We start from the raw sequence: 22279 nt of genomic DNA, 5'->3' as shown, positions 1-22279 counted from the left end.
GTGCGGCCACGTCGACAAGCGCAACCGTGTCGACCAGGGGCTTTTCATCTGCCGGAACTGCGGGGTCGTTGCCCACGCCGACCGGAACGCTTCCCACAACATCGCCCGCAAGGGCGAGGCTGTGTGGACTGCGGGGCGTGAGTCACGCGTCCCTGCCACCCCATAAGGAGTGTCTGGACGCAGGAGCCAACCCAGCAGCCAGTTGGGCGCTACCTCCAAGCCCGGTCCTTCAGGGCCGGGTTAAGTTGACGAGCCACCTGCTACTGAAGCTGTTCTGAAGCCGCAGCCGGCTACTCTCGCCAAGACTTCGTTGCTGAGGGCCGACTCTGACGTCAGCGCAGGTAGGCCTGGCAGACGGCAGCACACGAGGAGAAACGACATCTGATGACGACGACCACCTTCATCCGTACCGTCGATGGCAGGGATCTTCCCCTCCCGGGCACGTACGCGATCGACCCTGCGCACAGCAGCGTCGCGTTCCAGGTGCAGCATCTCGGCTTCTCGAAGGTGCGGGGGCGGTTCACCGACTTCGAGGGCACGATCGCCGTCGCCGAGGAGCCGACGGTCTCGTCGGTCCAGGTGACCATCCAGTCCGCGAGCGTCGACACCGCCCAGGCTCAGCGGGACGCGCACCTGCGAAGCTCCGACTTCTTCGGAGTCGAGGACCACCCCACGCTCACCTTCTCGAGCACAACCCTCGAGGACTGCGGTGACTCGCTGCAGGTCCATGGCGACCTCACGATCTGCGACATCACCCGGCCGGTCGTCCTCGACGTGGCGTTCGACGGCGCCGGACCCGACGTGATGGGCGACACGTCGCAGCCCCGCATCGGCTTCTCCGCGACCACTACCCTCAACCGCTACGACTTCGGCATCACGTTCAACCCGCCACTTGAGGCGGGAGGGCTGCTCATCAGCAAGCGGGTACGCATCGAGCTCGACATACAGGCGGCCCGCCAGTGAACCCGCCGGTGGGCCTGTTGGCCCGCGCCTGTTCCCGCGTGGCTGGTTGCGTCCCTTTCAGTGACGATCTGACAGCGACGAAACGAAACAATCATGGGCAAGGCAATCATGGGTTGCGCGGCGGTGTCAGCCCACGGTTACATCGCTTACGACGATGGCCAGCGGTAGGCCGTTCTTCGGCGCCATGGAACCCCGCGACAACGTCACGGCTCGGCAACCCGACCCGCGGGGCCCAGGGCAACCGTGTTACGCACCTGCTCTACGACGTCGAACACTGATCATGGACACAACGAACCCGCAGGACGTCAGACCATCAGGGAGATGACCGTGCGCACCTTGCTCGTCGGACTCCGCGTCTCCGACCTGGATCGCTCCCGCGCGTTCTACCAGGCACTCGGCTACACCGTCGTCGGAACCGTTCCCGACACCCCGTTCGGCACCCTGACCATGCTCCAGCTTGCGGACGACCCGTTCGTTACCGTCGAACTCGTGCACGACCCCGCTCGGCCGGTCACCGGGACCGGCGGCCTCAACCACCTTGCCATCAAGACGGACGACCTGCACGCCACCATCGCCACCCTGGCCTCCCACGGCATCCAGGCCGATCCGGCGCGGCCGACCGCCGGTCCCGATGAGCCGCTGGTCACCATGGTGCGCGACCCCGACGGCTACCTGATCGAGCTCGTCCAATGGCCAGAAGGACACACCGACGGAATCACCGCCGACGACTTCAAGGGCGGGTGACCACTCTCTTCGATGTCGTAGACGCGGATCAACTCCGCCTCGCGTTGGTCCTTCGTCGACTCAGTGAGGTAGCTGTCCTTGTCTGCCAGCGGATCCGCTCCTGACGTCAACCACGTCGAACCCGGTAGAGTCCGGTCGAAGGATGCGGGAAATCGCTTTCTGCCTAGAGAAAGTGAGCAAACACATGTCCCACCCGATGCCATCTTCTGGTCGCCCTCACTCGAGCATTTCGCGGCGACTTCTACTCGGAGGCACCGCCGGTGCGATCGGCACCGGGATGGTCGCGAGTGCCTGGACACCAGCCGCGGCCGCCCCGCTGGAGTATCCGCCGGTCCATGAGGACGGAATCAAGATCACCAAGATCAAGAACCTCACCGGCCCCGACATCACCGGGAAGTTCGGACTGGACTGGGTCGACCTCGGCTGCGTGACCCGCTGCCCCGACGGCCGGTCGTTGTACGTCTTCGGTGACAGCTTCAGCGGCGAGCGCTGGGGAGACAACTGGCGCTCCCCAACCGCCCTGTGGTCGAACACCCGCGTACCCGGGACCGGAGTGACCTTCTCCGGGGCGGTCGGTGGTGTCCCGGCCGCGCAACTCATCCCCTACGAGCACGGCGATGAGATCTCCACGATCATTCCCTCGGACGTGATCACGCTCGGCGACACGATCTACCTCCACGCCGTGGTCAACCAGGGCTTCGGCAACGTGATCTGGAGCGGCATCTGGACCTCGACCGACAACGGGGCGACCTGGCACGACTCGGGCGCCCGGTTCCCCGGCGATGCCTACAACAAGATGTGGAACCTGTGTACCTGGGAACTCGGCGACGACGGCTGGGTGTACGTCTACACCGCGGAGTTCCTGCGCGAGAGCCCGATGATTCTCCATCGCGTACGACCTCAAGACCTCACCAACCCCGACGCGTGGGAGCCCTGGGGTCGGGACGGCGACACCTGGCGATGGGGCGCCGGGCCGGACACCGTGATCGACGACATCATCGGCGAGATGTCCCTGCGTCAGCTTGGCAAGCGGTGGGTCTTCACCTGGTTTGACCGGGACCACTACCGGATCGACGCGATGGTGCTCGACCATCCCACCCAGGACCTGCGGCAGACCGAACGAATCACTCTCCTCCACGGGACGAGTTGGGCCGCCCAGGACGCTAATCACGTCGCACAGCTGTACGGCAGCTACGTGATACCCGGGTCAACGCTGGACGACCTGCACCTCACGGTCAGTCAGTGGAACACCAGCAACAACAGCGTCTATCACGTGATGCAGTACCGCTTCCAGGGCCTCGACCGCCGGTTGTAGCCGTCGGTGCGGATGCCGGCACCTGCATGCGCTCGAATGGTCACTCACCGACGACATGAAGGAACCCTGTTCTTGAACCCGCAGCGGCGGGTTCAAGAACAGGGTCTCAGCTCAGATCAGTTGCCCAGAATTTCGTAGGTGACTTTCTGCTTGCCTTGTCCCCGGGAGACGCCGAGTGCGTCCCAGGTGTCGGGCAGCAGGTCGATGGCTACGCCAGTCCACGACGCGGGTCCCCGGTCGGCGACGGGTGCGATCACGCTCTTGCCGGTCTCCTTGCTGGTGATGCGGATCTTGGTACCGCACGGGATCTTCCACAGCGCGACGCCCTTGGTGATGTTGCGGCTGTTGCCGCCACAGGCCATCGGCTGGTACTCAGACGAGTCGCCGAAGTAGCTGGCGAGCCCGCTCACGGTCTTGACCACCTTGGGGTCGGAACCGCTCTGACTTGCCTGCGGGGCGGTCTTTACTGTGGGCTTCGCCTTCTTCGTCGCTGTGGACTTCGCCTCCTTCGTCGCGGATGCGGTGAGGCGGAGCCGTTGGTTGGGAATGATCAGATCGGGGTTGGCTCCGACGACCTTGCGGTTGAGCTTCCACAGCGCCTGCCATCCGCCGTTGACGTGGTGAGCGGCGGCGATCCCGGACAGTGTGTCGCCGCGTTTCACGACGTAGATGTTGTCTGCGGCGGGGGTGGTCTTTGTGACGGGTGCGAGTCCGGCAGATCGCACTGCCGTGTGTATGTCTGCGCCCGACTCGACGGCGGCGTGGGCAATGCCGGCCGACCCGGCGAGGGGCACCGCCACGGCGACTCCGGTGAACGCTGCCGCTCGGGTAGCCGTTCGTAATGCTTTGCGGCCCCGTGTCATGCCGCGATGCCTTGCTTGGTAACGCACGTGATCCGTTCCCTCTCGTCGCCTACGGAGTTAGCTGTCGGGTTCGGGCGAGAGGTATTGCCCGGCCGCCCTGGGGCGGCCTCACCCCAGCCCTCGGGGGCCGTGACCGGGCCGGGGGCGCGTGTGGGTCCTCCGTCTCCGCTCTCGTGGCTCGCTGGGAACGCCAACCGCCGGGCGGAGTTCGGCGAAGCGGGGCGTTATCGCACCCTCCATGGATGCGATTGGGTGCTAGGTCTAACAGAGAGGGATTCCACCCGGTAGGGCAACGTTTCGTAACTTCTACGATGTCCGGTCGTAGAGCGCGCCAATAGTCGGGTACGCCGGATCGACACGATTCGTCACGACGCGGCTGCGAGATGCGACATGATGGCGTTGCTTGGTCCGGATTCGTTCCGGGCGGTGCCGGTTCGAGTGACCTCCACAAGGCCGAGAACGGCTACGGCTCAGGTCGACGTCGGCGTCGCAGAACTACGATGATCCGTAGTTCACTCGTCCAGTAATGTGACCTATCTCACTTACCTGTCGGCGACGCCGGCGACGACGTGCCCGTCGAGCAGCTCATCGCGGAGCGGCCGAGAGGCCGTCTTCGGCCGAACGGCCACTTCGGACTGGCCGGGTGACCGGCGACTTCAACGGTGACCGATGCGCTGATCTCAGTGTGGGCGTCCCAGGCGAAGACGGTTCCGCCGGCATAGGCTCAAGCAATCGTCCACGCACGCTTGAGGGAACTCAGCGCGTGGTGGAATCCGGGAAAGGTCTTCTTCACGCAGCTTGGGTCGTCCAGGGACAGCCCGGGAGTTCGCAGGGCGGTGATGCTGAAGCTCATCGCGATGCGGTGGTCGCCGTGGCAGGCGATGTTGGCGGCGGTTGGATTGCCCGGCCAGATTTGGATCCAGTCGCGTCCGGCCTCGGCTCTGATTCCCAGAGCGCGGAGGTTGGTCGCGCAGGCGTCGAGACGATCACATTCCTTGACTCGGGTGTTATAGACGTCCTCAATACGGACTGGGCTGTCGGCGAAGGGGGCGATCGCTGCCAGGGTTGGCATGGTGTCGGAGATATCACGCATATTGACCGTGATGCCGTTGAGGCGCTCAGGGCCCGTCACTGTTACCGCGTCATCGCTGATTTCGACGTGGGCGCCCATCTGTCGCAGTACGTCGACGAAGCCGACGTCGCCTTGGAGGGAGCCGCGTCCCAGTCCAGGGATGGTGATGGCCCTGCCGGCGACGGCCGCCGCTGCCAGGAAGTAGCTGGCGGTCGACGTGTCCGGTTCGATGGTGAAGTCGATGGCCTGGTAGGGCTGCGGCGGAACGTGGAAGGTGTCGCCGTCACGTTGTACGTCGTTGCCGAAGGCTCGCATCATCGCGAGTGTCATCTCGACATACGGCGTTGACACCACGTCAGTGACGGCGATGGTGAGTCCCTTGTCCGTCAGCGGTCCGACCAACAAGACGGCGGTAAGGAACTGCGACGACAGGCCGGCGTCCAAGGTGAGGTGTCCGCCCTCGATTCCCCGCCCCAGCACGGTGATCGGGAGGTGCCCTTCAGCGTCGTCGTGACGTACTTCCACTCCTAATGCGCGCAACGCTGAGGTCAGCGGCCCGACCGGACGTCGGCGCATCTGCGGGGATGCGTCAAAGTGGTACGAGCCGTGACCCACGGCAGCCAATCCTGGCAAGAAACGCGATGCTGTGCCCGCGTCACGGCAGTACACATCGGCTTCCGCCACCGCGGGCCCAGACGTCCGCCCTTCGATAACCCACCGGCCAGGCTGCCTGTCCACGACGTAGCCGAGTCTCACCAGGCCTTCGGCGAAGGCTTCGGTGTCATCTGACACCAACGGCGCCTGTAGCACCGACGATCCGGCAGCGCTCGCAGCGAGAAAAAGCGCCCGCGCGGTTATCGACTTAGATCCCGGAATCTCGATGACAGTCATGTGTAGCCGGCCTCCTGGGCTGTCGACGCGGCCAGCTACCGGCCGACCTGCCGGGAGCATCGTACCTACGGGCCTTGCCTGGCCTGACGACCACGCTCCCGTCCGTGCCTACCCGCGAACCGCCGTACGCCGATCACCCTTGCCCGTTCCGCGCTCTTCTGGTGCAGGCGAAACGCTCCACGCTGCCATTGTGTCGCGGGCGGTGCGAGGAGTATCGGACCCATGGGTGAACGGGCAACCGATCTGTGTTTCGAGCGGTCCCATCAGGAACGGGGTCTATCCTCCCGTGATGGTCGAGATCCCGGAGGGCTTCGCGCGCACCATTGTCGATCGTGAGGGCGATTCCGGTCGGGCATGGCTGGAGTCGCTGCCTGGGTTGGTGGATGAGTATCTGCAGCGGTGGAGTTGCACGCCTACCGCGCCGGTCAGATTCGGCCAGGTCGGGATTGTCTTGGGCGTTCGGCGTCACGACGGCTCGGCAGCTGTCTTGAAGATCTCTTTCACCCATCCAGGCAACATGTACGAAGCTCATGCCTTCGCCACGTGGGGTGGTCGGGGTGCCGTGCTGCTGTACGAGCGAGACGACGGCAAGTTCGCCATGCTCTTGGAGCAGGCCGAATGGCAGACCTTGGACGATCTTGGTGATGTCGACCAGGCAACGGTCGTGACAGGGCGCCTTGCCCGGCGGCTGGCGGTTCCGGCCCCTCCGGGCCTGCCGCGGCTGTCCGATCAGGCGGAGGAGTGGGAGCAAACGCTTCGCGAGGATGCCAAGAGGCTGGGCCGCTCGCTGTCACAGCGTGCGCTGGGTGCGGCGCTCGCGACCATCCAGGACCTTGGTCGAAAGCAACCCGACACCATGGTCCATGGTGACCTGCACTTCGGAAACGTCGTGCGCGCCCAGCGGGAGCCCTGGCTGGTGGTCGACCCCAAGGGGCTTGTCGGAGACCTCGCCTTCGACGCGCTCACGGCGCTCGTCGGTGGTGTCGACAGCCTGCGCAGAGCCCATGACCTCGATAGGGAGCTGCGCCGCCGTTTGGCTATCTTCGCCGACGCCGCCGAGATCGAACGCGAACGGGCCACTCGCTGGGTCCAGGCTCGCACAGCGATTGGTGCCTGTCGCGGCCGCGAGCCCGGCGAAGCAGCTTGGGTCATCCCGTTCCTTGAGCAGATAGCCGAAACCCTGGCTTGACACGACGTTACGGGAGGCCGATCTCCACCGAGGCGCGGAGGAGCCGGAGTTGCTCGATCATTGCGAGGACGCCGCAGACTCCGGCGATCTGCCCCGCGCGCCTTGCAAGCTTCGGGCCGAGCACGCATAGCCCGGTCCTAGTCATTCGCTTGCCCGGTGTCGATCCCTCATCCGTGCACGCAGAACTCGTTACCTTCAGGGTTCGTGCATAACCGTCCAGTAAGAGCCGTACTATCGGCGACCACCGACAAGAACCCGGCCAAAAGTACCCCATTCGAAGGCTCCCAGGAATGTAATTGTGGGTGGCTGTGAATTGCTTTCCGTGACCATCTGTGAAGGTTCACTAAACGGTCCGCAGGTCTATTGAATAGACCGCCGCTTAGGTTGGCTGATACCCAACTCAACAACCGGGAGGGAGTGGAGACTTTTCCGGGTCAGGGCACGGAAAAGTCTCCACTGCTTCGCAGGATAGGCCTGCGGCGCCAGCCAGCCGGTCCGGCTCGGAGGTCCAGGATCGCGGTAGGTGCCGGCCCACCTCGACATCGGCAGTGAGGCTCTCGGCCCACGAACGCGCCGATCTCGCCGCAGACCTCCGCGTGTCCGGTCGCGTGAACCAGCTACCAACCCGACACATGAGCGCGTCCAATTCCCTCTCCCACCCGCCAACCTCTACGCTGGGCGCCGAACATCACGCACCAACACGCCACGCCCCAGAGTCCTTACCCACAAGGGGACTGGCCAAGATGACGATCTATGGCTGTAGTACCAGCCGGTTCGAAAGCCCAGACTCATCAGGAGGTTGGATGCCAAAGGTCGTGATGGTGGTCGGTCCGTGCGGCGCCGGGAAGTCGTCGGCGCTGGGTCGGATGCGGCTGTCCTCGGCTCCCGTGTCGGCGAGGTGGCGGTCCTGGAGACCGATACGACGTACATGATGATCGATCCCACCTGGGCGCTGTACGACGAACGGTACGGGAACATTGCGAGGCGGATAGCAGCCCGGATCGCGGCGGAGTTCGTCCGAGAGGGCTTTGACTGGGTGGCGGTCGAGTCGAATTGGATGCGCAGCTTCCACGGCGCCTGGTCTGCTTTGGTCGAAAACAGTGACCTGGACGTGGATGGGACGGTCACTGCTATCTACGAGACTGTCAAAGCAGGGAAAGGTCTTATCGTCCGTCCACCGTGTTGATGTAGTGCGCCGGAGTGCTCAGGTCAGCTAGTCGATGAGCTTGTCGAGCAGGTCGAAGGTCTCGTACGGCTGGTCGTGGTCGCCGAAGTGCCCGTCGTCGCGGATGATCTGCGTGCCGCCCAGCCGTTCGAACATGGCGCGGCCCTGTCTGTCATCGCAGCCGTACGGATCGTGGTGGGAGTTGATGAAGTACAGGTCGCGGACGTGGGCCTTGATCGCCGCCCAGTCGTAGCTGGACTGCAGGACGGGTTCGTCACTCGTGTTGGGCTGAGTGGAGTAACCGGCGACGAGGTAGGCCGAGCGCGCGGTCGCGTCGATGTGTTCGAGTACCGCGAGGAGCAGTGCGGCGCCACCCGAATGGCCTATCAATACCGTGTGCTCGTCGAAGCTGTGGTTAGCCAGCACCTTCGGCAGAAACGTATCGATGGGCTCGACGTTGAGGCCGGGGTAGTGCGGTACGTCGACGGCGTACCCGCGCTTGGTCAGCTGCTGGCGCAGCCATGGCAGCCAACAGACCTCAGGGTTGGCGCCAGTTCCATGAAAGATGATCGCCTTTTGCTGCATAGAGTTACCTTCCCACAGTTCGATGATGTCGCATCGCTCGCACTATCGTTCTTGGTTCGGCGGGCACGGCGCATCCACCGTGAGACGCAACAATTCGCGCTGATAGGCGCATGTCGGACGAGATCCTGTCGCCGACAGGTCGGGGTCTCTTCTTGTACGACCTCTGCCCCTTGTTGGGGAATCTCGCCGGGTACCCAGGCGCCATCGCCGACAGTCCGAATTAACCCGCCTTACGTGCCCCGTAGCTGAACGGCTACCGAACCGCCCGCCCATTGCCAGCTTCCTGGGAGACCTATCTTCCCGTTCTAATGGCGGCTTGGAACGCCAATCATTGCTTGTGGACCGCGGGCCTCGACCAATCGCCTACCCCGAAAGAGGATGCCGCGTGGCGGATGGAGCTTGCCCGCCGCTGCCTGGAGCTTCCCAGCTAAGCCTCCACCGCTGACTTGCGGCCGGAACGCTGCCCTCCTGGATGACTGGCCGCAGGTGGACATCGCGAGTGCCAGCAGACAGGACCGGGCTTGTGATTAGCTTCACATGTAGGCATGCTGCCTCAGGGAGGCTACTGACCATGGGTGATCTGCTCACACCGGTCCTGACCGCGAACTGGGCCGACGAGCATGCATGGACGTTGAAGTCCTACCTCGGTCAAGGTGGGTACCGGGCCTTGCGGAAGGCATTGACCATCGACCCCGACGAGATCGTGGAGATCGTGAAGGAAGCTGGTCTGCGCGGGCGCGGCGGCAGTGGTTTCCCGACCGGAATCAAGTGGGGCCTGCTGGCCCCACTCGGGGACAAGCCGCGCTACCTGGTGGTAAACGCCGACGAGTCCGAGCCGGGCACCTGCAAGGACATACCGCTGCTGTTGGCCAGCCCTCACACAGTGCTCGAGGGGGTCATCCTCACCGCCTACGCCATCCGCGCGACACGAGCGTTCATCTACATTCGCGGTGAGGTGCTGCATGTCATTCGGCGAATGCAGCAAGCCGTTGCCGATGCCTACGCAGCCGGCTATCTCGGCGAGGACATTTTCGGCTCCGGCCACAGCCTTGACGTCGTGGTGCATGCAGGCGCTGGCGCCTACATCTGCGGCGAGGAGTCCGCTCTGCTGGAGTCCCTGGAGGGGCGACGCGGACAGCCCCGCATGCGTCCCCCGTTCCCTGCAGTGGAAGGGCTCTACGCCTCACCGACTGTCATCAACAACGTGGAGACAGTCGCCAGCGTGCCTCCGATCGTGCTCAACGGCGCCAACTGGTTCAACTTGATGGGCACCGAGAAGAGTAAAGGTATGGCGATCTTCTCTCTGTCCGGCCATGTCACCCGGCCCGGACAGTACGAAGCGCCGATGGGCACCACCCTTCGAGAACTCCTGAATATGGCGGGAGGGATCCGCGCCGGCCATGATCTGAAGTTTTGGACACCGGGTGGCTCGTCAACGCCGATGTTCACCAAGGATCATCTTGACGTCCCTCTCGACCACGAGAGCGTGGCCGCCGAGGGAAGCATGCTCGGCACCAGGGCGCTGCAATGCTTCGACGAAACGGTGTGCGTCCTGCGGGCCGTTCGCCGATGGACCGAGTTCTACAGACACGAGTCGTGCGGCAAGTGCACGCCATGTCGGGAAGGCTTCCCGTGGCTGGCACAGGTACTACGCCGCCTCGAGCATGGCAGCGGCAGCGAGGATGATCTCGACCTGCTGCTGGACCTCAGCGACAACATCGCGGGCCGTTCGTTCTGTGCACTTGCTGACGGCGGCGTCTCGCCGATCAAGTCCTCCCTGAAGTACTTCCGCAACGAGTACCTCACGCACCTCGAGACGGGCGCCTGCCCCTTCGACCCGGCCGCGTCAACATCTTTCGAACAGCCTTGTCAACCGCGCTAGTGAGCGGTGCGGGCGAGATCAGGAGCGTTCGCGGTCGAGTTGATCAGTCAGCATGACCGGCACTCCGATCAGGCGACCGTACGCGTTACACGGCCAGCCGTCAGACGAGCCCCAGCGCGGGGAGACACTCCTGAACGCCGACCAGTTCGATGTCATCGCGTCGGGCTCGGACCCAGGCGTCTCGGGTCAGCCGCCAACGCTGTATCGGCGCGGCCTCGCCGCGGCGGGTGTCCCAGGTGGTGCCGTTCGGCTCGTAGCCCAGCACTCGGGACACCTGGTTGGACGCGTGGTTGTCGGTGAAGGCATCGCTCTCGGCCTCCCGTGCGCCCAGCCCGGCGAATGCCAGGTGCAGTACCGCCGCGCGCATCTCCTTCCCGATCCCGCTCCCACGCCGGCCGGGCGCCAGCCACGAGAAGGTGGAGACCGTCCCGAACTTGGTGAACTCCACTCCGATCAGGTCCTGCATGCCGATCGGCTCGCCGTCCAGCAGGACGACGAAGTACAGCCGCCAGAAGCCTGGGTTCACGCGGGCACGCCCCGCCCAGATGCCCCGCAGCCACCGCCACTCGCGGTCGGGGTTGTCCTCGTACAGCGACATCGGGTCGTCGAACGGCCACGGCTTGGCATCGGCAACGCCGGCGCGGACAACCGGGACCAGCCGCTCCAGCAGCTCATCCGTTGCCCCGGCCAAGGTCAGGCGCGGCGTCCGCACCTCAAGGTTCAGCGGAGGGTATACGTGGACCACCACCGGACCGTACCTGGACCTGACGCTAGGCGCACCCGACTTTCCCGTCGAACGTCCCAGGGCGCGGGCGCCGCGCCGTGCCACGCCAGCGCCGACAGACGTCTGGCATGAGCTTGCCGTTGCTTGCTCTGGGTGGAGAGGGTGGGCTGATGGACATCGTGGCTGTAGCTGAGGAGTTGCTTGAGGCAACCCCGGTCAGTGTGCGCCCGACGGGTAGTAGCACCGCATTCTTGATCGATTTGGACGATCGGACGGTGGTCCTGAAGTTCCCAGCGCCTGGCCGTTCGGTGCTGGCCGAGGCGTGGGCCTATCAGGCGGCATCGGCGCAGGGCGTCCGGGTGCCGGCTGTGCTCGCCACGCGGGCCGATCCGGAGGTCGTGGCGGTCGAGTTCCTGCCAGGCGTCTCATTGTGGTCCGACGAACGACGGGGCAGGGACAACTCGTTGGTGTGGCAGCGGGCCGGTGAGCAACTCCGTGCCTTGCATGAGATTCGGGTGTCTGGGTTCGGTCTGCTGGGATCTGATGCTCGCGGATTCAGGGGGCGGGCCGACACCTGGTGCCCCTTCGTTCGGTCAGCGCGTGAGGAAGGCCTCGGCCGGCTCGTTGATGCCGGCGTTCTGGACTCGCGTGCCGGCCGGCGGCTCGAATCTCGGTACGACGAGGCGGCGGCGGACTTGCATAGCTGGACTGACCGAGACTTCCTCCTGCCTCTTTACCTGCTTGCCTTCGTGATCCGTCACGCCGTACAGCTTGCAGAGCAAGGGGAGCTCAAAGATGCGCGCGCTCATCTGGTCGAAACACGGTACGAACGTCTGCTGTGAGAACGGCATGGGCGTAGGCCGCACAGCTCGTTCGTTTGGAGCATCGCCGAGTGTCGCAGGGGCTTAAGGGGTTCGGTCGTGCCGCTCCCAGGCGGCCACGATCTCGTCTGTTCGCAAGGTGATCCAGTCGAGGAGGCCCTGAAGCTTGCGTACGAGCTCTTTCCCCAGAGGTGTCAGGCCGTACGAGACCTTGGGCGGCGTCGTCGGCTCGACCTCGCGGAGGACGAGGCCGTCACGGCACAGAACGCGCAGGGTCTGGGACAGCATCTTCTCGCTGATGCCCCCGACGCCATCGCGGAGCAGGTGAAAGCGCAAGGGCCCGTCGCGGAGAGCGGTGAGTACGAGCACGGCCCAGCGGCTGGCGACATGGCTGAGCAGCGTACGTCCGGGGCAGTCACCCGCGAGCAGTCCGCTGACGGCGCTAGATGTTGTGGGAGAGGCTTTGCTGGTGGCCACGTTAGGAGCATACCAATGGGTACGTACTTGTAAATGGAAATGAGCTTACCTATGGTTAGCCCATGCCTGAGGTCACCATCGATGTGTGGAGCGACGTCGTATGCCCCTGGTGCTTCATCGGGAAGCGCCGGCTGGACACGGCGCTCGCCGCGTTCGAGCATCGCGACGCCGTCACCGTCCAGTTCCACAGCTTCCAACTCGACCCTCACGCCCCGCGCGAGAGCGCGGAGACGCTGCCAGAACGGACGCAACGTGACCTCGGCCTAGCCACCGTGGAGGAGGCCAGTCGCTTGCATGCACAGGTGACAGCGCTGGCGGCTGCGGAGGGCTTGGTGTACAGGCTTGACCGAGCGCGCCTGGTGAACACCTACGATGCGCACCGCCTCCTGCACTTCGCCGCTCAGGACGGGCGGGGTGAGGCGCTGCAGGAACAGATGTCCGTCGCCTACACGGGAGAGGGCGCGGTGCTCTCCGACCACGACACGCTCGTCGCGCTGGCCACCGATGCTGGCCTGGACCCGGCGGCGGCGCGGACAGTCCTGGCCGGCGACGCCTTCGCCGACGCCGTGGCATCGGACCGGCGGCGGGCCCAGGCGGTCGGGATCACCGGCGTACCCGCGTTCCTGATCGGCGGACGCTACCTCATCACCGGAGCGCAACCGGCCGCGACGCTTGCCGAGGCGCTGAGGCGAGTCTGGAACGAACTCACCCCAGCTCGACCCTGACAGCCACGTAGCCCCAGCACACCGCATGCTCGTCGACAAGCGCGCTCTCGGCTGCACGCCGGCGTAAGTCCCTGGCGTGAATATGTGGCCAAGGTGCAGGCAGGAGCGGATGTGTTCGCGGACAAGTCGTAATCGCAGCTGGGGTACGTCGCGAGGATGCGGTGTCCGTCATCTGTAGCGACCTCGGCGGATGCCGGTCCCTAGTAGTACAGCTGTAGATCGTGATCCCGCCTGAGTCCCTTTGTGGGTAAGGGCTTTGGGAAGCCTCACTGCCGATGTCGAGGTGGGCCGGCGCCTACCGCGATCCTGGACCTCCGAGCCGGACCGGCTGGCTGGCGCCGCAGGCTTATCCGGCGAAGCAGTGGAGACTTTTCCGTGTCCTGACCCGGGAAAGTCTCCACTGCCTACCCCGAAATGTTGAGTTGATCAGCCAACTTGAGCGGCGGTCTATTCAATGAGACCGTGGATCGTTTACTGAACCTTCATAAGGGGTCACGGAAAGCGATTCATAGCTACGAAAAATTACATTCCGGGGAGCCTTGGAATGGGGTAGCGTGGCCGAACTCGAGCTCCATGGCTTCGAGATCACCCAAGCCGAGGAGGCGTTCGTAGAGTTCGGCTTCTGCGATATCGGACCGGCCAGGTAGGCGCAGACATGCGAAAGCCAGATGTCGACTTCCGCGCCCTGGAAGACCTGCTTGTTCGGGTCTTCGGCACGCGGATCCGGTTTACCTTCCAGCGAACTCGTACCGGATCCTCGACTCAGGTCTATCGCGTCGACCGTGGGACGGAGACGTTCTACGTCCGCATCGCGGAGGGACCAGGCGACAGCTTTGCTCCTGAGGTCGAGTTGCACCGGGTGCTCCACGCAGCCGGTGTGCGCGTACCGGCTGTTGCGTATTACGAACCCTTCGACGATGCGTGGGGCCGTTCGGTGATGGTGACGACGGAAGTGAGCGGCCATCCGCTGAGTGCGAGTACGCCGGCGACGGCGGCCGTCGAGCTCGGGCCACCCGACGCATTCGGGTCCGTAGCTCACGGGGATTTCGATGCCAGTCACAGCTTCGAAGCCGGTGGGGCGTACACGGGGTGATCGACTTCGGTGAAATCCGAGGAACTGAATACACCTTTGACACTCGCGCAGCAGATGTTGGTTCTTCCGGTGGATCTGGGATCGCCTGGCCGGTCTGCTCGAGTCGGGGCAGGTGCCGCCACCACCCTGATTGTCGACTACATCTCGCTGGCCTGGCGGCACGCACATGGCGGTATTCGTGTAGGAATGAACCATGTCAGAGACAGACGAGCCTGGCTGCCACTTCTGTGATGAGCTGCGGGGGAGGACCGGCGGCGCGCCGCGGGCTTTCGATGATGAACGGTTCGCTGTGTTCATCGGTCGATATCAGCCGACGGGACCTGGCTATGCGCTGGTCGTGCCTCACCGCCATGTTCAGGACCTGCACTCGCTGCCCGAAGCGGATTGCGGTGCAATGCTCCGGATGGTTCGTCTGACGTCCGTCGCTGTCCAACGGGCGTTTGACGCGAGCGGCACGACGGTTATGCAGAACAACGGCCCACCTGGCCAGTCCGTTCCTCATCTGCACTTCCATGTCGTTCCTCGCCGGCCAGGGGATGGTTACCCGAGAAGGGCCAGCGTCCCCGAGCTGGAGGACGAACTGACAGATCAGGCTCTCAAACTCGCTGCCGCTTTGGTGGCCGCGGGGGAGAGCGGACCGTCAGCTGAGCAGGCACCCCGACGGAGGGGAGTTGCGCGTGACCGCGCGCAGCTGGTCGGCATCGCGTTCCTAACGGGACTGGCCAGCCCTTGAGCTTCCCGGGTTGGGAAGCTACGTGACCGCCAAGTTCGCGGCCGAAGGGTTCCTCGAAGCCGTCGCCGCGGAGGTAAGGCCCGTTTTTCACCCAATAGTCCTGTTCAAAGGCTCTATTGACGTTGGGCTTCTCGCCTGTAAATCTCAAAGCAGCCCTTCGGGCTGCCTTCGAAACAGGGGTGAAAATGGCCGGACGCGCCCTGCTCACTTTCGGGGTTCTTTCCATGCCGATCGAGGTCGGCTGTCGGGACGCCTCGACCTTCTCGCCGTCGCGACCACGGGTGCGCCCACACGGGCGTTCTCCATACGCCACGAGACCACCGAGTGGTATCCAATCTGCGGGCGCCAGCACACCTGTCGCCTACCTTCGCCGCTCACCTGTGAAGGTCCGGCGTAGACGGAGCTGATATTCCGGCGACGAAGAGCATGGCACCTGGTGTATCTGAAGAGCGACCTGCCGCTCTGTATCCATAGCGCGATCCATAGCAATCCATTGCACCGGAATCGCAGCGCACGATGCTCACCCGTCTGGGACCGCCTTCGGTCCTGACGTGCACACGCGTACGTCGGTCTGCGGGCTTTCCGGGAGAGGGGCACTGCTATGCGTGAGCTGAGGGTGCGGCTGTTCGGACCGTTCCAGCTCCTGCACGGTGAACGGCCGGTGTCCGAGCCGATGCTACGCAAGGCTCAGGAGCTGCTGGCGTTGCTGCTGCTCTCGCCGCAGCGAGGTGTTCGGCGTGAGGTGGCGGCCGACGCCCTGTGGCCGGAGGCTGATCCGTGCGGATCCCGGAAAGCCATGCGCCAGGCGTTGTGGCAGATCCACCAGGCCACTGACGGGGACGCACCCGATGGGCCGCGCCTCGTACTCACCGACGCCGCGACCGTCCGGATCAACCCGGAACGGCCGCTCTGGCTCGATGTCGAGCAGTTCACCGCGGGGGCGCGTACGGCCCAGTCCGGCGACCCAAGGACACTCACCGAGGCCGCGCTCGAGCAGCTGGCTGCCGCGAGCGACGTGTACCGCGGCCCGCTGCTGGACGGCCACGACGAGGACTGGTGCCTGGTCGAGCGGACGCGCCTGGAGGACCTGCATCTCACGGTCCTGGACGTGCTGACCACCGCGCACGAGCAAGGTGGCCGAGTCGCCGAGGCGATCCGGTGGGCGCAGCGGCTCCTCGAGATCGAGCCGGCACACGAACGCAGTCACCAGCGGCTTATGCGCCTCTACTACGAGTCCGACGACCGCACGCGGGCGCTTCGTCAGTACGAGCGGTGCCGATGGGTACTCGAGCACGAGCTGGGGATCAGGCCGTCCGGACGGACCGACGCACTTGCTGCCGCGATCCGTTCCGGCGAACCGTCCACCCCCGCCTCGCCGACGCCGACGCCGTCGTCCATCCGCCTTGCGCAGCAGGAGGACCTGTCCGAAGCCGTGCCGGCGGCGGTCGGGTACTCCTGCCCGGCGCAGCTGCTCGAAAGCGTCCGCGCCGAGCTTGCCGCCCTCCGCGCCAGCGTGGACGCGATCAGCGCGCACGTCCACTCCTCCGGGCCCGGCAGGCTGACGTCTTCTCCGTGACGCGGAGCCGCCGGAGGAATCACCGCCGGACGCGCATGTCAGGCGGCCGTCGCAGAACCTCGAAAGCCTCATCCCTTCACGCCACAAGGCGTCCGCACCCGGATGTGTCTCGACGTGTGTCGCCTGCTCGCGGCCCCTCGCATCGTGCCCGGCGTCGCGGACGTAGGCGAGACGCCACGAAGACATCCGCGCGACACCAGCGCTGTATCCCTTGACCATCGTGAACGGCAGGACAGCGGAGGACCCGGTGGTATGGCGCCAGATTGGGACACGTCGGAGGCGGGCCCGGTCTCCGCGCGCTCGTTCGTCGTGCGGGTCCTGCGCGACGGCGACGCGGGGGATGCCGGAGGTTCCAGGTGGCGGGGCTCGGTCGTCGACACGGCGACAGGGGAGCGACAGGTCTGGCGGCGCCCGAGCGACGTGGCTCGGTTCATCGATTGGTGCCTCGGTGAGCGCACCGCGCGTATCGAGGGGGCTGCCATGGCCGGGCCTGCGTTGACCGACGTGGTGAACGACATGTTGGGCGAGCTCGGTGCCCGGCTCCCGCTGGCCGCGCCTTCCCTGCCGGACTCGAACGTCACCCTGGAACGGATCCGGGAGAAGCTGGTCGGCCTCGGCAACCAACGCGGTACCGAGCCGACGCACGTGCTGGGCATGCGTACGCTGCGGGGCGGTCGGATCGACGCACGGGTGCGGTTCCAGCTCTGGGGAGTGACGGCGCCGGCCGTCGACACCGCCGTCACGGTGCTGCAGGCCGACCTGCTCGACGACCGGGACGTGCTTCGGCAGGCCGGGTTCCTGCGCTTCGCCGCCGTCGAGACCACGCTGGCCGAGCGGGTCGAGAGTGTGGCCGGTTGGCGGAAGACGACGAGCTACGACGTTCTCTACGAGTACTCCTACGTCGACACCGACGACGCCGACAGCCTGATCGTCGCGATCCCGGTCACGCTCGACCCCGAGCAGGCGGGTAGCCCGGACCGCGAGACGCAGACCCTGACCGACGGGATGGTCCGCTGGGACGACGAGGGGGCGCCGGCGCTTCGGATCCGCGGACCGGCCACGGTAGGACGCCTCTCGGCCCTCGTGTTCACCCCCGGACCGGTTCCGGGCGGCACCGTGGTCGTCACCCGGAGCAGCGCGGCGGCGGGACCGGTGACGCACCTGCCCGACCTCCCCGGCTTCCTCGACGCCACCGGCGGGTCCTCCCCGGCGGCCACCGACGCGGACGTGACGGTCACCTTCGCCGACTTCTTCGCCGGGATCGGCTTGTCCGGCGACACCCTCGACCTCGGTGACTGGAACACCGACGGCACCACCGACTCCTACACCGGATACGACCGGTGCCTCGACCGGCCGATCGTGCTGGCCGGTCCCGATGACCGGCTGACCGTCACCTACACGGCTTCGCCGGGACCGTCGACCGGGCTCGACCAGACCGCCGTCGCCTACCTGCGGGTCAACGCACCGTGACTGAGAGAAGGAAGAGATGACCGAAGCAGTACTGCCCGGCGTACTCATCGAGGTACGACCCGAGGCGCTGATCACACCTGGCGCCATCACCGTCGGGAACGTCGGAGTCGTGGGTACCGCCGCGAAGGGCCCGATCGGCGTTCCGCAGCTTCTCGGCAGCTACGCGGACGCGGTCGCGAGGTTCGGCGCATACGACCGTTGGGTGGCGGGCGCACCCGGCGTGCTCACGCTGACCCGTGCGCTGGAGCAGGCCTACCGGTTCGGTGCCAGCACGGTCTGGGCGGTGCGGATCGCCGACCCCAACGCCGCCGCGGCCACCCTGGACCTCGCGTCGCCGAGCGGTGACTGCGTGCGGATCGCCGCGAAGACGCCGGGGACGTGGGGCAACGACCTCACGGTCTCGGTGTCGACCGCGACGGCGAACGCCGTGGTCCGCGAGGAGACCGTCGCCGGGACGCCGCTGACGCTTGCCCACGCACCGGTCGTGCAGAGCGCGGTGAACCGGATCGTCGTACGACCGGGCGCCGGTGGAGCTGACCGGGTGCCGGGGATCGTGTACGACGCCACGCCGAGCCCGACCCAGGTGGGGGTGAACACCACCACCGGCGAGCTCACGTTCGGCACCGCGCCGGGCGCGAGCGACACCGTGCTGGCGACCTACACAGTGGAGAAGTCGGCCGCCAAGAAGGTCACCGTGAAGCTCGGCGTCTCGGCCGTCGAGGAGTACAACGTGGTGTCCGGCGACGACCTGATCGCCGATCTCACCAATCCGCTCGCGCCGTCGCAGCTGGTGACCGCGACCGACCTGGGGAATTCGGGCGAGCTGCCGAATGTGATCGTCGCGACGCCGCTGGTCGGTGGCGAGAACGGCGCCGCGGGCGCCGATTACGACAGCGGGCTCGAAGCACTTCTCGGTGTCGACGCCCACCTGATCGTCGCCGCGGGCCAGGACCAGAGCTTCGGCGACAGCCTCGCGGCGCACTGCGCGGCGGCGTCCGGCGACGAGATCAAGCGCGAACGGATCGCCGTGGTCGGCACCGCGTTGGCTGGTGACCGGACGGCCTTCCTGTCCGCTGCTTCCGGGCACTCGCTCAACAGCGACCGGCTGGTGTTCGTCGCCCCCGGTGTCCGTGCATCAGACCGGTCCCAGAGCCCACCGGCCGACGTCGTACTCCCCGGCGCGTACGCGGCGGCCGCGATCGCCGGGCTGTTGTCGTCGCAGCCGCCACACATCAGCCTGACCAACAAGGTGCTGGCGGTGGACGGTCTCGAGTACGACTTCACCAACGCGGAGCTGAAGCAACTGGTGCTGAGCCGGATCCTCACCCTGGAGAAGCGGCAGGGCTTCCGGATCGTCCGCGGCATCACCACCTCCACGGTCACCGCGTGGACGCAGATCACCACCCGCCGGATCGTCGACTACGCCAAGATCGGCGTCCGCAGCGCGGCCACGCCCTACATCGGACTGCTCAACAACGAACGCGTGCGTGGAGCGCTGCGGGCCAGCATCAACAGCTTCCTCACCACGATGGTCGAGGACGAGATGCTCGTCAGCTACACGCTCGACGTCCACGCGTCCCGCGACGACGAGATCCGCGGCCAGGCGCTCGTCGACCTGACTATCCAGCCGACGTTCAGCATCGACTTCATCAAGGTCACGATGTTCCTCGAGTAAGGGATCCCATGGCACTCACAGAGGTATTCACCGGTGCCCACGGCACGCTCACGCTGGCGAGTGAGGACACGCCCGAGGGCGCTGACGCCAAAGCCGTCGTGGACACGTTCGCGATCCAGACCGTCGGGCGCCTGACCGACGTGCAGGTGCGGGTTGACACCGCACTGAAGGAGTTCTACGAGGTCGGCCGCCGGCACCCGGTGTCGTTGTCGCCGGGCGACATCGCCATCTCCGGCAGTGTTGGCCGGGCCTATGTCAACGGCGCCTTGCTGTTCCTGCTGCTCGGCCGCGGCGTCTCGCCGAGTGCCCTGGCCGAGCCCTACGTCCAGCCGGCGTTCAGCATCACGCTGCAGTTGAAGGATCCGGCCAGGCCGGCGAACTCGCTGTCGTTGGAGATCGGCGGAGTGAGGTTCCAGAACTGGCACTTCACCTTGCCCGAGGACGAGTTCGTGATGGAGAACCTGTGTTTCAAGGCGCTCACCATCCGAGTCGTCGACCGCGAGGGCTCCGGCACCGGCGGTGGCGGCGAAGCCCCGCCGATGAACGTCAGTTTCGCGTGAGGTGCAGGCCATGTCGCTCACTGCGGAGGAACTGCTCGCCGGCAGCGCGCTCGAACACGAGGTGGCGCTGCCGGCGGGTCTCGGCGGGCTGTCCGGCTCGGTGACGATCCGCCCGCTCACCGTCCGGGACGTACAACGAATCGCGCACGCCGCTCGCGAGGACCGCGAGCTCGCCGCCGGGTTGATGATCCAGCAGGCTCTGGTGGCGCCCGCGCTCACTGTCGAACAGGCCGGCCGGCTACCTGCCGGGCTCGCGCGCTTTCTGGTCGACGAGGTGAACCGGGTGAGCGGCATCGACACCCCACGCGACCGGCTCGCCGAGCTGGTCCAGACCCCGTTGGCGAAGGCGTGCTTCGTCCTGGCCGATGAGTTCGGCTGGACGGCCGAGGACGTCAGCGCGATGACGATCGGTCAGATTCTGATGTACGTCGAGATGTCCGGGCGCGGAGCTGAAGTCGCATGAGCATCTCGGTGATCCCCGACCTCGGCGCCGCCCCCGCCGCGGGCCGTCGCGACCTGGCGCGGTCCCTTGGGCCCGTGAGCGAGGTCGACGCCGCCCTCACCCGGGTGTGCGCCGCCGCCTGCGTGGTGCCGTCCCTCCTCGCCCATCCAGTCCTCGGTCCTGCCCTGTCCGGTCCTCGACCCGAGGTCTCCCAGGGCGGCGTCGACGACTTGGGCGAGGCGTCTCCTTCCACCTCGGATCATCGGACCCGTACGTCGAACCCGGCAGGGGATCCTCGGGCTCCACAGTCCCCGGCGTCGCGGGGCGCCTCGGTCGACTCCGATCGGGCCTGCCCTCCGGGGCATCGAGTCCGGCGACCAGCCGCTGATCGGTCACCGGAGCGGCCGGCGGCACGCGCGGTACGGGAGGACCCGACCTGCCGGGTCGGGACCGCACAGCTTCGTGCTCTGGCGGGGGAGCTGCCACCGAAGCGACCTGTCGGCCGCGGGAGCCGCGCGGTCGTACCGCCTGTGGGATGCGGTACGACACCAGGCCTGTCAGCGACACCGGGCCTGCCAGCGATGCCACCGATGTCACCGATGCCGGGGAGGGCGTGGTCGACGTCGGCGCTGTCCCGCCGGCTCGGCTTCGACGTCGACGCGTCCCTTCGCCGCCCGCCTCGTCCAGGCCCGCCCGCACCTACCGATCTGCTCGCTGGTTCGGCTCCGGTGGCGCGCGGCCGGATCGCGGCCGAGCCCGACGTCGTCGGAGCCGCGGACCAGCACCGGGGGGCTGTCGCCGCCGCACCGTCACCGGTCGTCCGGCCACCCGGCCGAAAGGGACGGCGCCGCCTCGGCGCAGCAGATGGTGCCGGTGAGCGAGGGCGACCTACGTCGCGGGAGTTCGACGAACGCGGACGGGTGGCCCACCCGAATCGGCGGGGCGACGCGGCGCCGGCGGGCGGGGGCGCGGCGCCGGCGGGCGGGGGCGCGGCGCCGGTGCGCGCGGGCGCGGCGCCGGTCGGCGAGGGTGCGGAATCGGTGGACGAGGGCGCGGCGCCGGTGAGCGGAGGCAGAGTCGCCCGACCGGAGGAGGGGCGCCCGCGCCCCGTCACGTCGCGAACCACCGAGGAAGCCCGCTACGCCGACCCGAGAGGGATCGGTGCGTGGGCACGCGAGGGTCGGGAGGGGACTACCGACGCGCGACGCGTGCCGAACGACGCGCACTCCGGACGGGTCGACGACGACCGCGTGGAGGCCGCCGTCGAGCGGGTGCTGCGCGACGCGGCCCGGCGCTACGGGATCGGAGTGTGAG

General features: G+C 66.5%; 22 protein-coding genes, 1 pseudogene and 1 riboswitch. Of the genes and pseudogenes, 18 read left to right on the top strand and 5 right to left on the bottom strand.

The genetic code is table 11. The annotated features are described in order from the left end of the window. The 4 genes from B141_RS48115 to B141_RS0130955 all read left to right on the top strand — a co-directional run. A partial coding sequence (locus B141_RS48115; protein ID WP_157181424.1) for a zinc ribbon domain-containing protein occupies window positions 1–166 on the top strand: 166 nt, incomplete at its 5' end. 218 nt (window positions 167–384) lie between these two features. Continuing rightward, window positions 385–963, top strand: a complete 579-nt coding sequence (locus tag B141_RS0130965; protein ID WP_020579079.1) for a YceI family protein — start codon at window positions 385–387, stop codon at window positions 961–963. A gap of 321 nt (window positions 964–1284) precedes the next feature. Beyond that, a complete protein-coding gene (locus B141_RS0130960) occupies window positions 1285–1707 on the top strand; it encodes a VOC family protein (RefSeq protein WP_020579078.1) in 423 nt (140 codons plus the stop codon). 277 nt (window positions 1708–1984) lie between these two features. After that, entirely contained in the window at window positions 1985–3022 is a 1038-nt protein-coding gene (locus tag B141_RS0130955; RefSeq protein ID WP_020579077.1) for a DUF4185 domain-containing protein, read from the top strand. A gap of 116 nt (window positions 3023–3138) precedes the next feature. On the opposite strand, the gene B141_RS46410 is transcribed toward B141_RS0130955, so the two are convergent. Then, complete coding sequence (locus B141_RS46410; RefSeq protein WP_084678633.1) at window positions 3139–3885, bottom strand: LysM peptidoglycan-binding domain-containing protein; 747 nt, start codon at window positions 3883–3885, stop codon at window positions 3139–3141. 30 nt (window positions 3886–3915) lie between these two features. Next, window positions 3916–4103: riboswitch (cyclic di-AMP (ydaO/yuaA leader) on the bottom strand. Window positions 4104–4528: 425 nt separating this feature from the next. On the opposite strand from B141_RS46410, the pseudogene B141_RS53030 reads away from it, so the two are divergent. Further along, window positions 4529–4594 (top strand): annotated as a pseudogene (locus tag B141_RS53030) (hypothetical protein); the annotation flags it as partial. Window positions 4595–4609: 15 nt separating this feature from the next. Here the strand turns inward: B141_RS53030 and aroA are convergent. Continuing rightward, entirely contained in the window at window positions 4610–5848 is a 1239-nt protein-coding gene (gene aroA / locus B141_RS0130940; RefSeq protein WP_026257707.1) for a 3-phosphoshikimate 1-carboxyvinyltransferase, read from the bottom strand. Window positions 5849–6137: 289 nt separating this feature from the next. On the opposite strand from aroA, the gene B141_RS43740 reads away from it, so the two are divergent. Both B141_RS43740 and B141_RS0130925 read left to right on the top strand, forming a co-directional pair. Continuing rightward, complete coding sequence (locus tag B141_RS43740; RefSeq protein WP_040422823.1) at window positions 6138–7037, top strand: aminoglycoside phosphotransferase family protein; 900 nt, start codon at window positions 6138–6140, stop codon at window positions 7035–7037. An 832-nt stretch (window positions 7038–7869) separates the two neighbouring features. Next, a complete protein-coding gene (locus B141_RS0130925) occupies window positions 7870–8223 on the top strand; it encodes a hypothetical protein (RefSeq protein ID WP_020579072.1) in 354 nt (117 codons plus the stop codon). Between the two features lie 27 nt (window positions 8224–8250). On the opposite strand, the gene B141_RS0130920 is transcribed toward B141_RS0130925, so the two are convergent. Next, complete coding sequence (locus B141_RS0130920; protein ID WP_020579071.1) at window positions 8251–8787, bottom strand: RBBP9/YdeN family alpha/beta hydrolase; 537 nt, start codon at window positions 8785–8787, stop codon at window positions 8251–8253. Between the two features lie 571 nt (window positions 8788–9358). Here B141_RS0130920 and nuoF point away from each other — a divergent pair. Then, window positions 9359–10669, top strand: a complete 1311-nt coding sequence (gene nuoF / locus B141_RS0130915) for an NADH-quinone oxidoreductase subunit NuoF (RefSeq protein WP_020579070.1) — start codon at window positions 9359–9361, stop codon at window positions 10667–10669. 100 nt (window positions 10670–10769) lie between these two features. Here the strand turns inward: nuoF and B141_RS0130910 are convergent, their stop codons facing one another. Continuing rightward, window positions 10770–11414 (bottom strand): GNAT family N-acetyltransferase, encoded by a 645-nt coding sequence (locus B141_RS0130910; RefSeq protein ID WP_026257706.1) that lies wholly within the window; start codon window positions 11412–11414, stop codon window positions 10770–10772. A gap of 149 nt (window positions 11415–11563) precedes the next feature. On the opposite strand from B141_RS0130910, the gene B141_RS0130905 reads away from it, so the two are divergent. Then, window positions 11564–12235, top strand: a complete 672-nt coding sequence (locus B141_RS0130905) for a phosphotransferase (protein ID WP_020579068.1) — start codon at window positions 11564–11566, stop codon at window positions 12233–12235. 63 nt (window positions 12236–12298) lie between these two features. Here the strand turns inward: B141_RS0130905 and B141_RS0130900 are convergent, their stop codons facing one another. Next, the gene (locus B141_RS0130900; RefSeq protein ID WP_084678631.1) at window positions 12299–12691 is read right to left on the bottom strand and encodes a winged helix-turn-helix transcriptional regulator; all 393 of its coding nucleotides are present in this window, start codon (window positions 12689–12691) and stop codon (window positions 12299–12301) included. 62 nt (window positions 12692–12753) lie between these two features. Here B141_RS0130900 and B141_RS0130895 point away from each other — a divergent pair, with 62 nt between their 5' ends. The 9 genes from B141_RS0130895 to B141_RS49870 all read left to right on the top strand — a co-directional run bounded on the left by B141_RS0130895 (window position 12754) and on the right by B141_RS49870 (window position 22278). Next, a complete protein-coding gene (locus tag B141_RS0130895; RefSeq protein ID WP_020579066.1) occupies window positions 12754–13416 on the top strand; it encodes a DsbA family oxidoreductase in 663 nt (220 codons plus the stop codon). Between the two features lie 655 nt (window positions 13417–14071). Next, window positions 14072–14509, top strand: a complete 438-nt coding sequence (locus tag B141_RS0130885; RefSeq protein WP_020579064.1) for a phosphotransferase — start codon at window positions 14072–14074, stop codon at window positions 14507–14509. Between the two features lie 193 nt (window positions 14510–14702). Then, window positions 14703–15242, top strand: coding sequence for an HIT family protein (locus B141_RS53025; RefSeq protein WP_084678630.1), 540 nt, complete (start codon window positions 14703–14705; stop codon window positions 15240–15242). A gap of 601 nt (window positions 15243–15843) precedes the next feature. Continuing rightward, window positions 15844–16818: an AfsR/SARP family transcriptional regulator gene (locus B141_RS0130875; RefSeq protein ID WP_020579062.1), complete on the top strand. Its 975-nt coding sequence runs from the start codon at window positions 15844–15846 to the stop codon at window positions 16816–16818. A gap of 252 nt (window positions 16819–17070) precedes the next feature. Then, window positions 17071–18288 carry a hypothetical protein gene (locus B141_RS0130870; protein ID WP_020579061.1) on the top strand — a complete coding sequence of 406 codons (1218 nt, stop codon included), beginning with the start codon at window positions 17071–17073 and terminating at the stop codon, window positions 18286–18288. Between the two features lie 16 nt (window positions 18289–18304). Beyond that, a complete protein-coding gene (locus B141_RS0130865) occupies window positions 18305–19963 on the top strand; it encodes a phage tail sheath subtilisin-like domain-containing protein (protein ID WP_020579060.1) in 1659 nt (552 codons plus the stop codon). Between the two features lie 8 nt (window positions 19964–19971). Next, window positions 19972–20523 carry a hypothetical protein gene (locus tag B141_RS0130860; protein WP_020579059.1) on the top strand — a complete coding sequence of 184 codons (552 nt, stop codon included), beginning with the start codon at window positions 19972–19974 and terminating at the stop codon, window positions 20521–20523. 10 nt (window positions 20524–20533) lie between these two features. Then, window positions 20534–20986, top strand: a complete 453-nt coding sequence (locus tag B141_RS0130855; RefSeq protein ID WP_020579058.1) for a hypothetical protein — start codon at window positions 20534–20536, stop codon at window positions 20984–20986. Next, the gene (locus tag B141_RS49870) at window positions 20983–22278 is read left to right on the top strand and encodes a hypothetical protein (protein WP_026257705.1); all 1296 of its coding nucleotides are present in this window, start codon (window positions 20983–20985) and stop codon (window positions 22276–22278) included. Before B141_RS0130855 ends, B141_RS49870 begins: the two co-directional genes overlap by 4 nt. Window position 22279: the final 1 nt, after the last annotated feature.

The organism is Actinopolymorpha alba DSM 45243 (genome assembly GCF_000373925.1).
GTDB classification, from domain to species: Bacteria; Actinomycetota; Actinomycetes; order Propionibacteriales; family Actinopolymorphaceae; genus Actinopolymorpha; species Actinopolymorpha alba.
This window is presented reverse-complemented; position numbering and strand designations above follow the sequence as displayed.

What these genes read in the sequence shown, in the direction of transcription:
- B141_RS0130965 (WP_020579079.1), top strand. Translation starts at nt 385, where the DNA reads ATGACGACGACCACCTTCATCCGTACCGTCGATGGCAGGGATCTTCCC.
- B141_RS0130960 (WP_020579078.1), top strand. Translation starts at nt 1,285, where the DNA reads ATGACCGTGCGCACCTTGCTCGTCGGACTCCGCGTCTCCGACCTGGAT.
- B141_RS0130955 (WP_020579077.1), top strand. Translation starts at nt 1,985, where the DNA reads ATGGTCGCGAGTGCCTGGACACCAGCCGCGGCCGCCCCGCTGGAGTAT.
- B141_RS46410 (WP_084678633.1), bottom strand. Translation starts at nt 3,885, where the DNA reads ATGACACGGGGCCGCAAAGCATTACGAACGGCTACCCGAGCGGCAGCG.
- aroA (WP_026257707.1), bottom strand. Translation starts at nt 5,848, where the DNA reads ATGACTGTCATCGAGATTCCGGGATCTAAGTCGATAACCGCGCGGGCG.
- B141_RS43740 (WP_040422823.1), top strand. Translation starts at nt 6,138, where the DNA reads ATGGTCGAGATCCCGGAGGGCTTCGCGCGCACCATTGTCGATCGTGAG.
- B141_RS0130920 (WP_020579071.1), bottom strand. Translation starts at nt 8,787, where the DNA reads ATGCAGCAAAAGGCGATCATCTTTCATGGAACTGGCGCCAACCCTGAG.
- nuoF (WP_020579070.1), top strand. Translation starts at nt 9,359, where the DNA reads ATGGGTGATCTGCTCACACCGGTCCTGACCGCGAACTGGGCCGACGAG.
- B141_RS0130905 (WP_020579068.1), top strand. Translation starts at nt 11,564, where the DNA reads ATGGACATCGTGGCTGTAGCTGAGGAGTTGCTTGAGGCAACCCCGGTC.
- B141_RS0130895 (WP_020579066.1), top strand. Translation starts at nt 12,754, where the DNA reads ATGCCTGAGGTCACCATCGATGTGTGGAGCGACGTCGTATGCCCCTGG.
- B141_RS0130885 (WP_020579064.1), top strand. Translation starts at nt 14,072, where the DNA reads ATGCGAAAGCCAGATGTCGACTTCCGCGCCCTGGAAGACCTGCTTGTT.
- B141_RS53025 (WP_084678630.1), top strand. Translation starts at nt 14,703, where the DNA reads ATGTCAGAGACAGACGAGCCTGGCTGCCACTTCTGTGATGAGCTGCGG.
- B141_RS0130875 (WP_020579062.1), top strand. Translation starts at nt 15,844, where the DNA reads ATGCGTGAGCTGAGGGTGCGGCTGTTCGGACCGTTCCAGCTCCTGCAC.
- B141_RS0130870 (WP_020579061.1), top strand. Translation starts at nt 17,071, where the DNA reads ATGGCGCCAGATTGGGACACGTCGGAGGCGGGCCCGGTCTCCGCGCGC.
- B141_RS0130865 (WP_020579060.1), top strand. Translation starts at nt 18,305, where the DNA reads ATGACCGAAGCAGTACTGCCCGGCGTACTCATCGAGGTACGACCCGAG.
- B141_RS0130860 (WP_020579059.1), top strand. Translation starts at nt 19,972, where the DNA reads ATGGCACTCACAGAGGTATTCACCGGTGCCCACGGCACGCTCACGCTG.
- B141_RS0130855 (WP_020579058.1), top strand. Translation starts at nt 20,534, where the DNA reads ATGTCGCTCACTGCGGAGGAACTGCTCGCCGGCAGCGCGCTCGAACAC.
- B141_RS49870 (WP_026257705.1), top strand. Translation starts at nt 20,983, where the DNA reads ATGAGCATCTCGGTGATCCCCGACCTCGGCGCCGCCCCCGCCGCGGGC.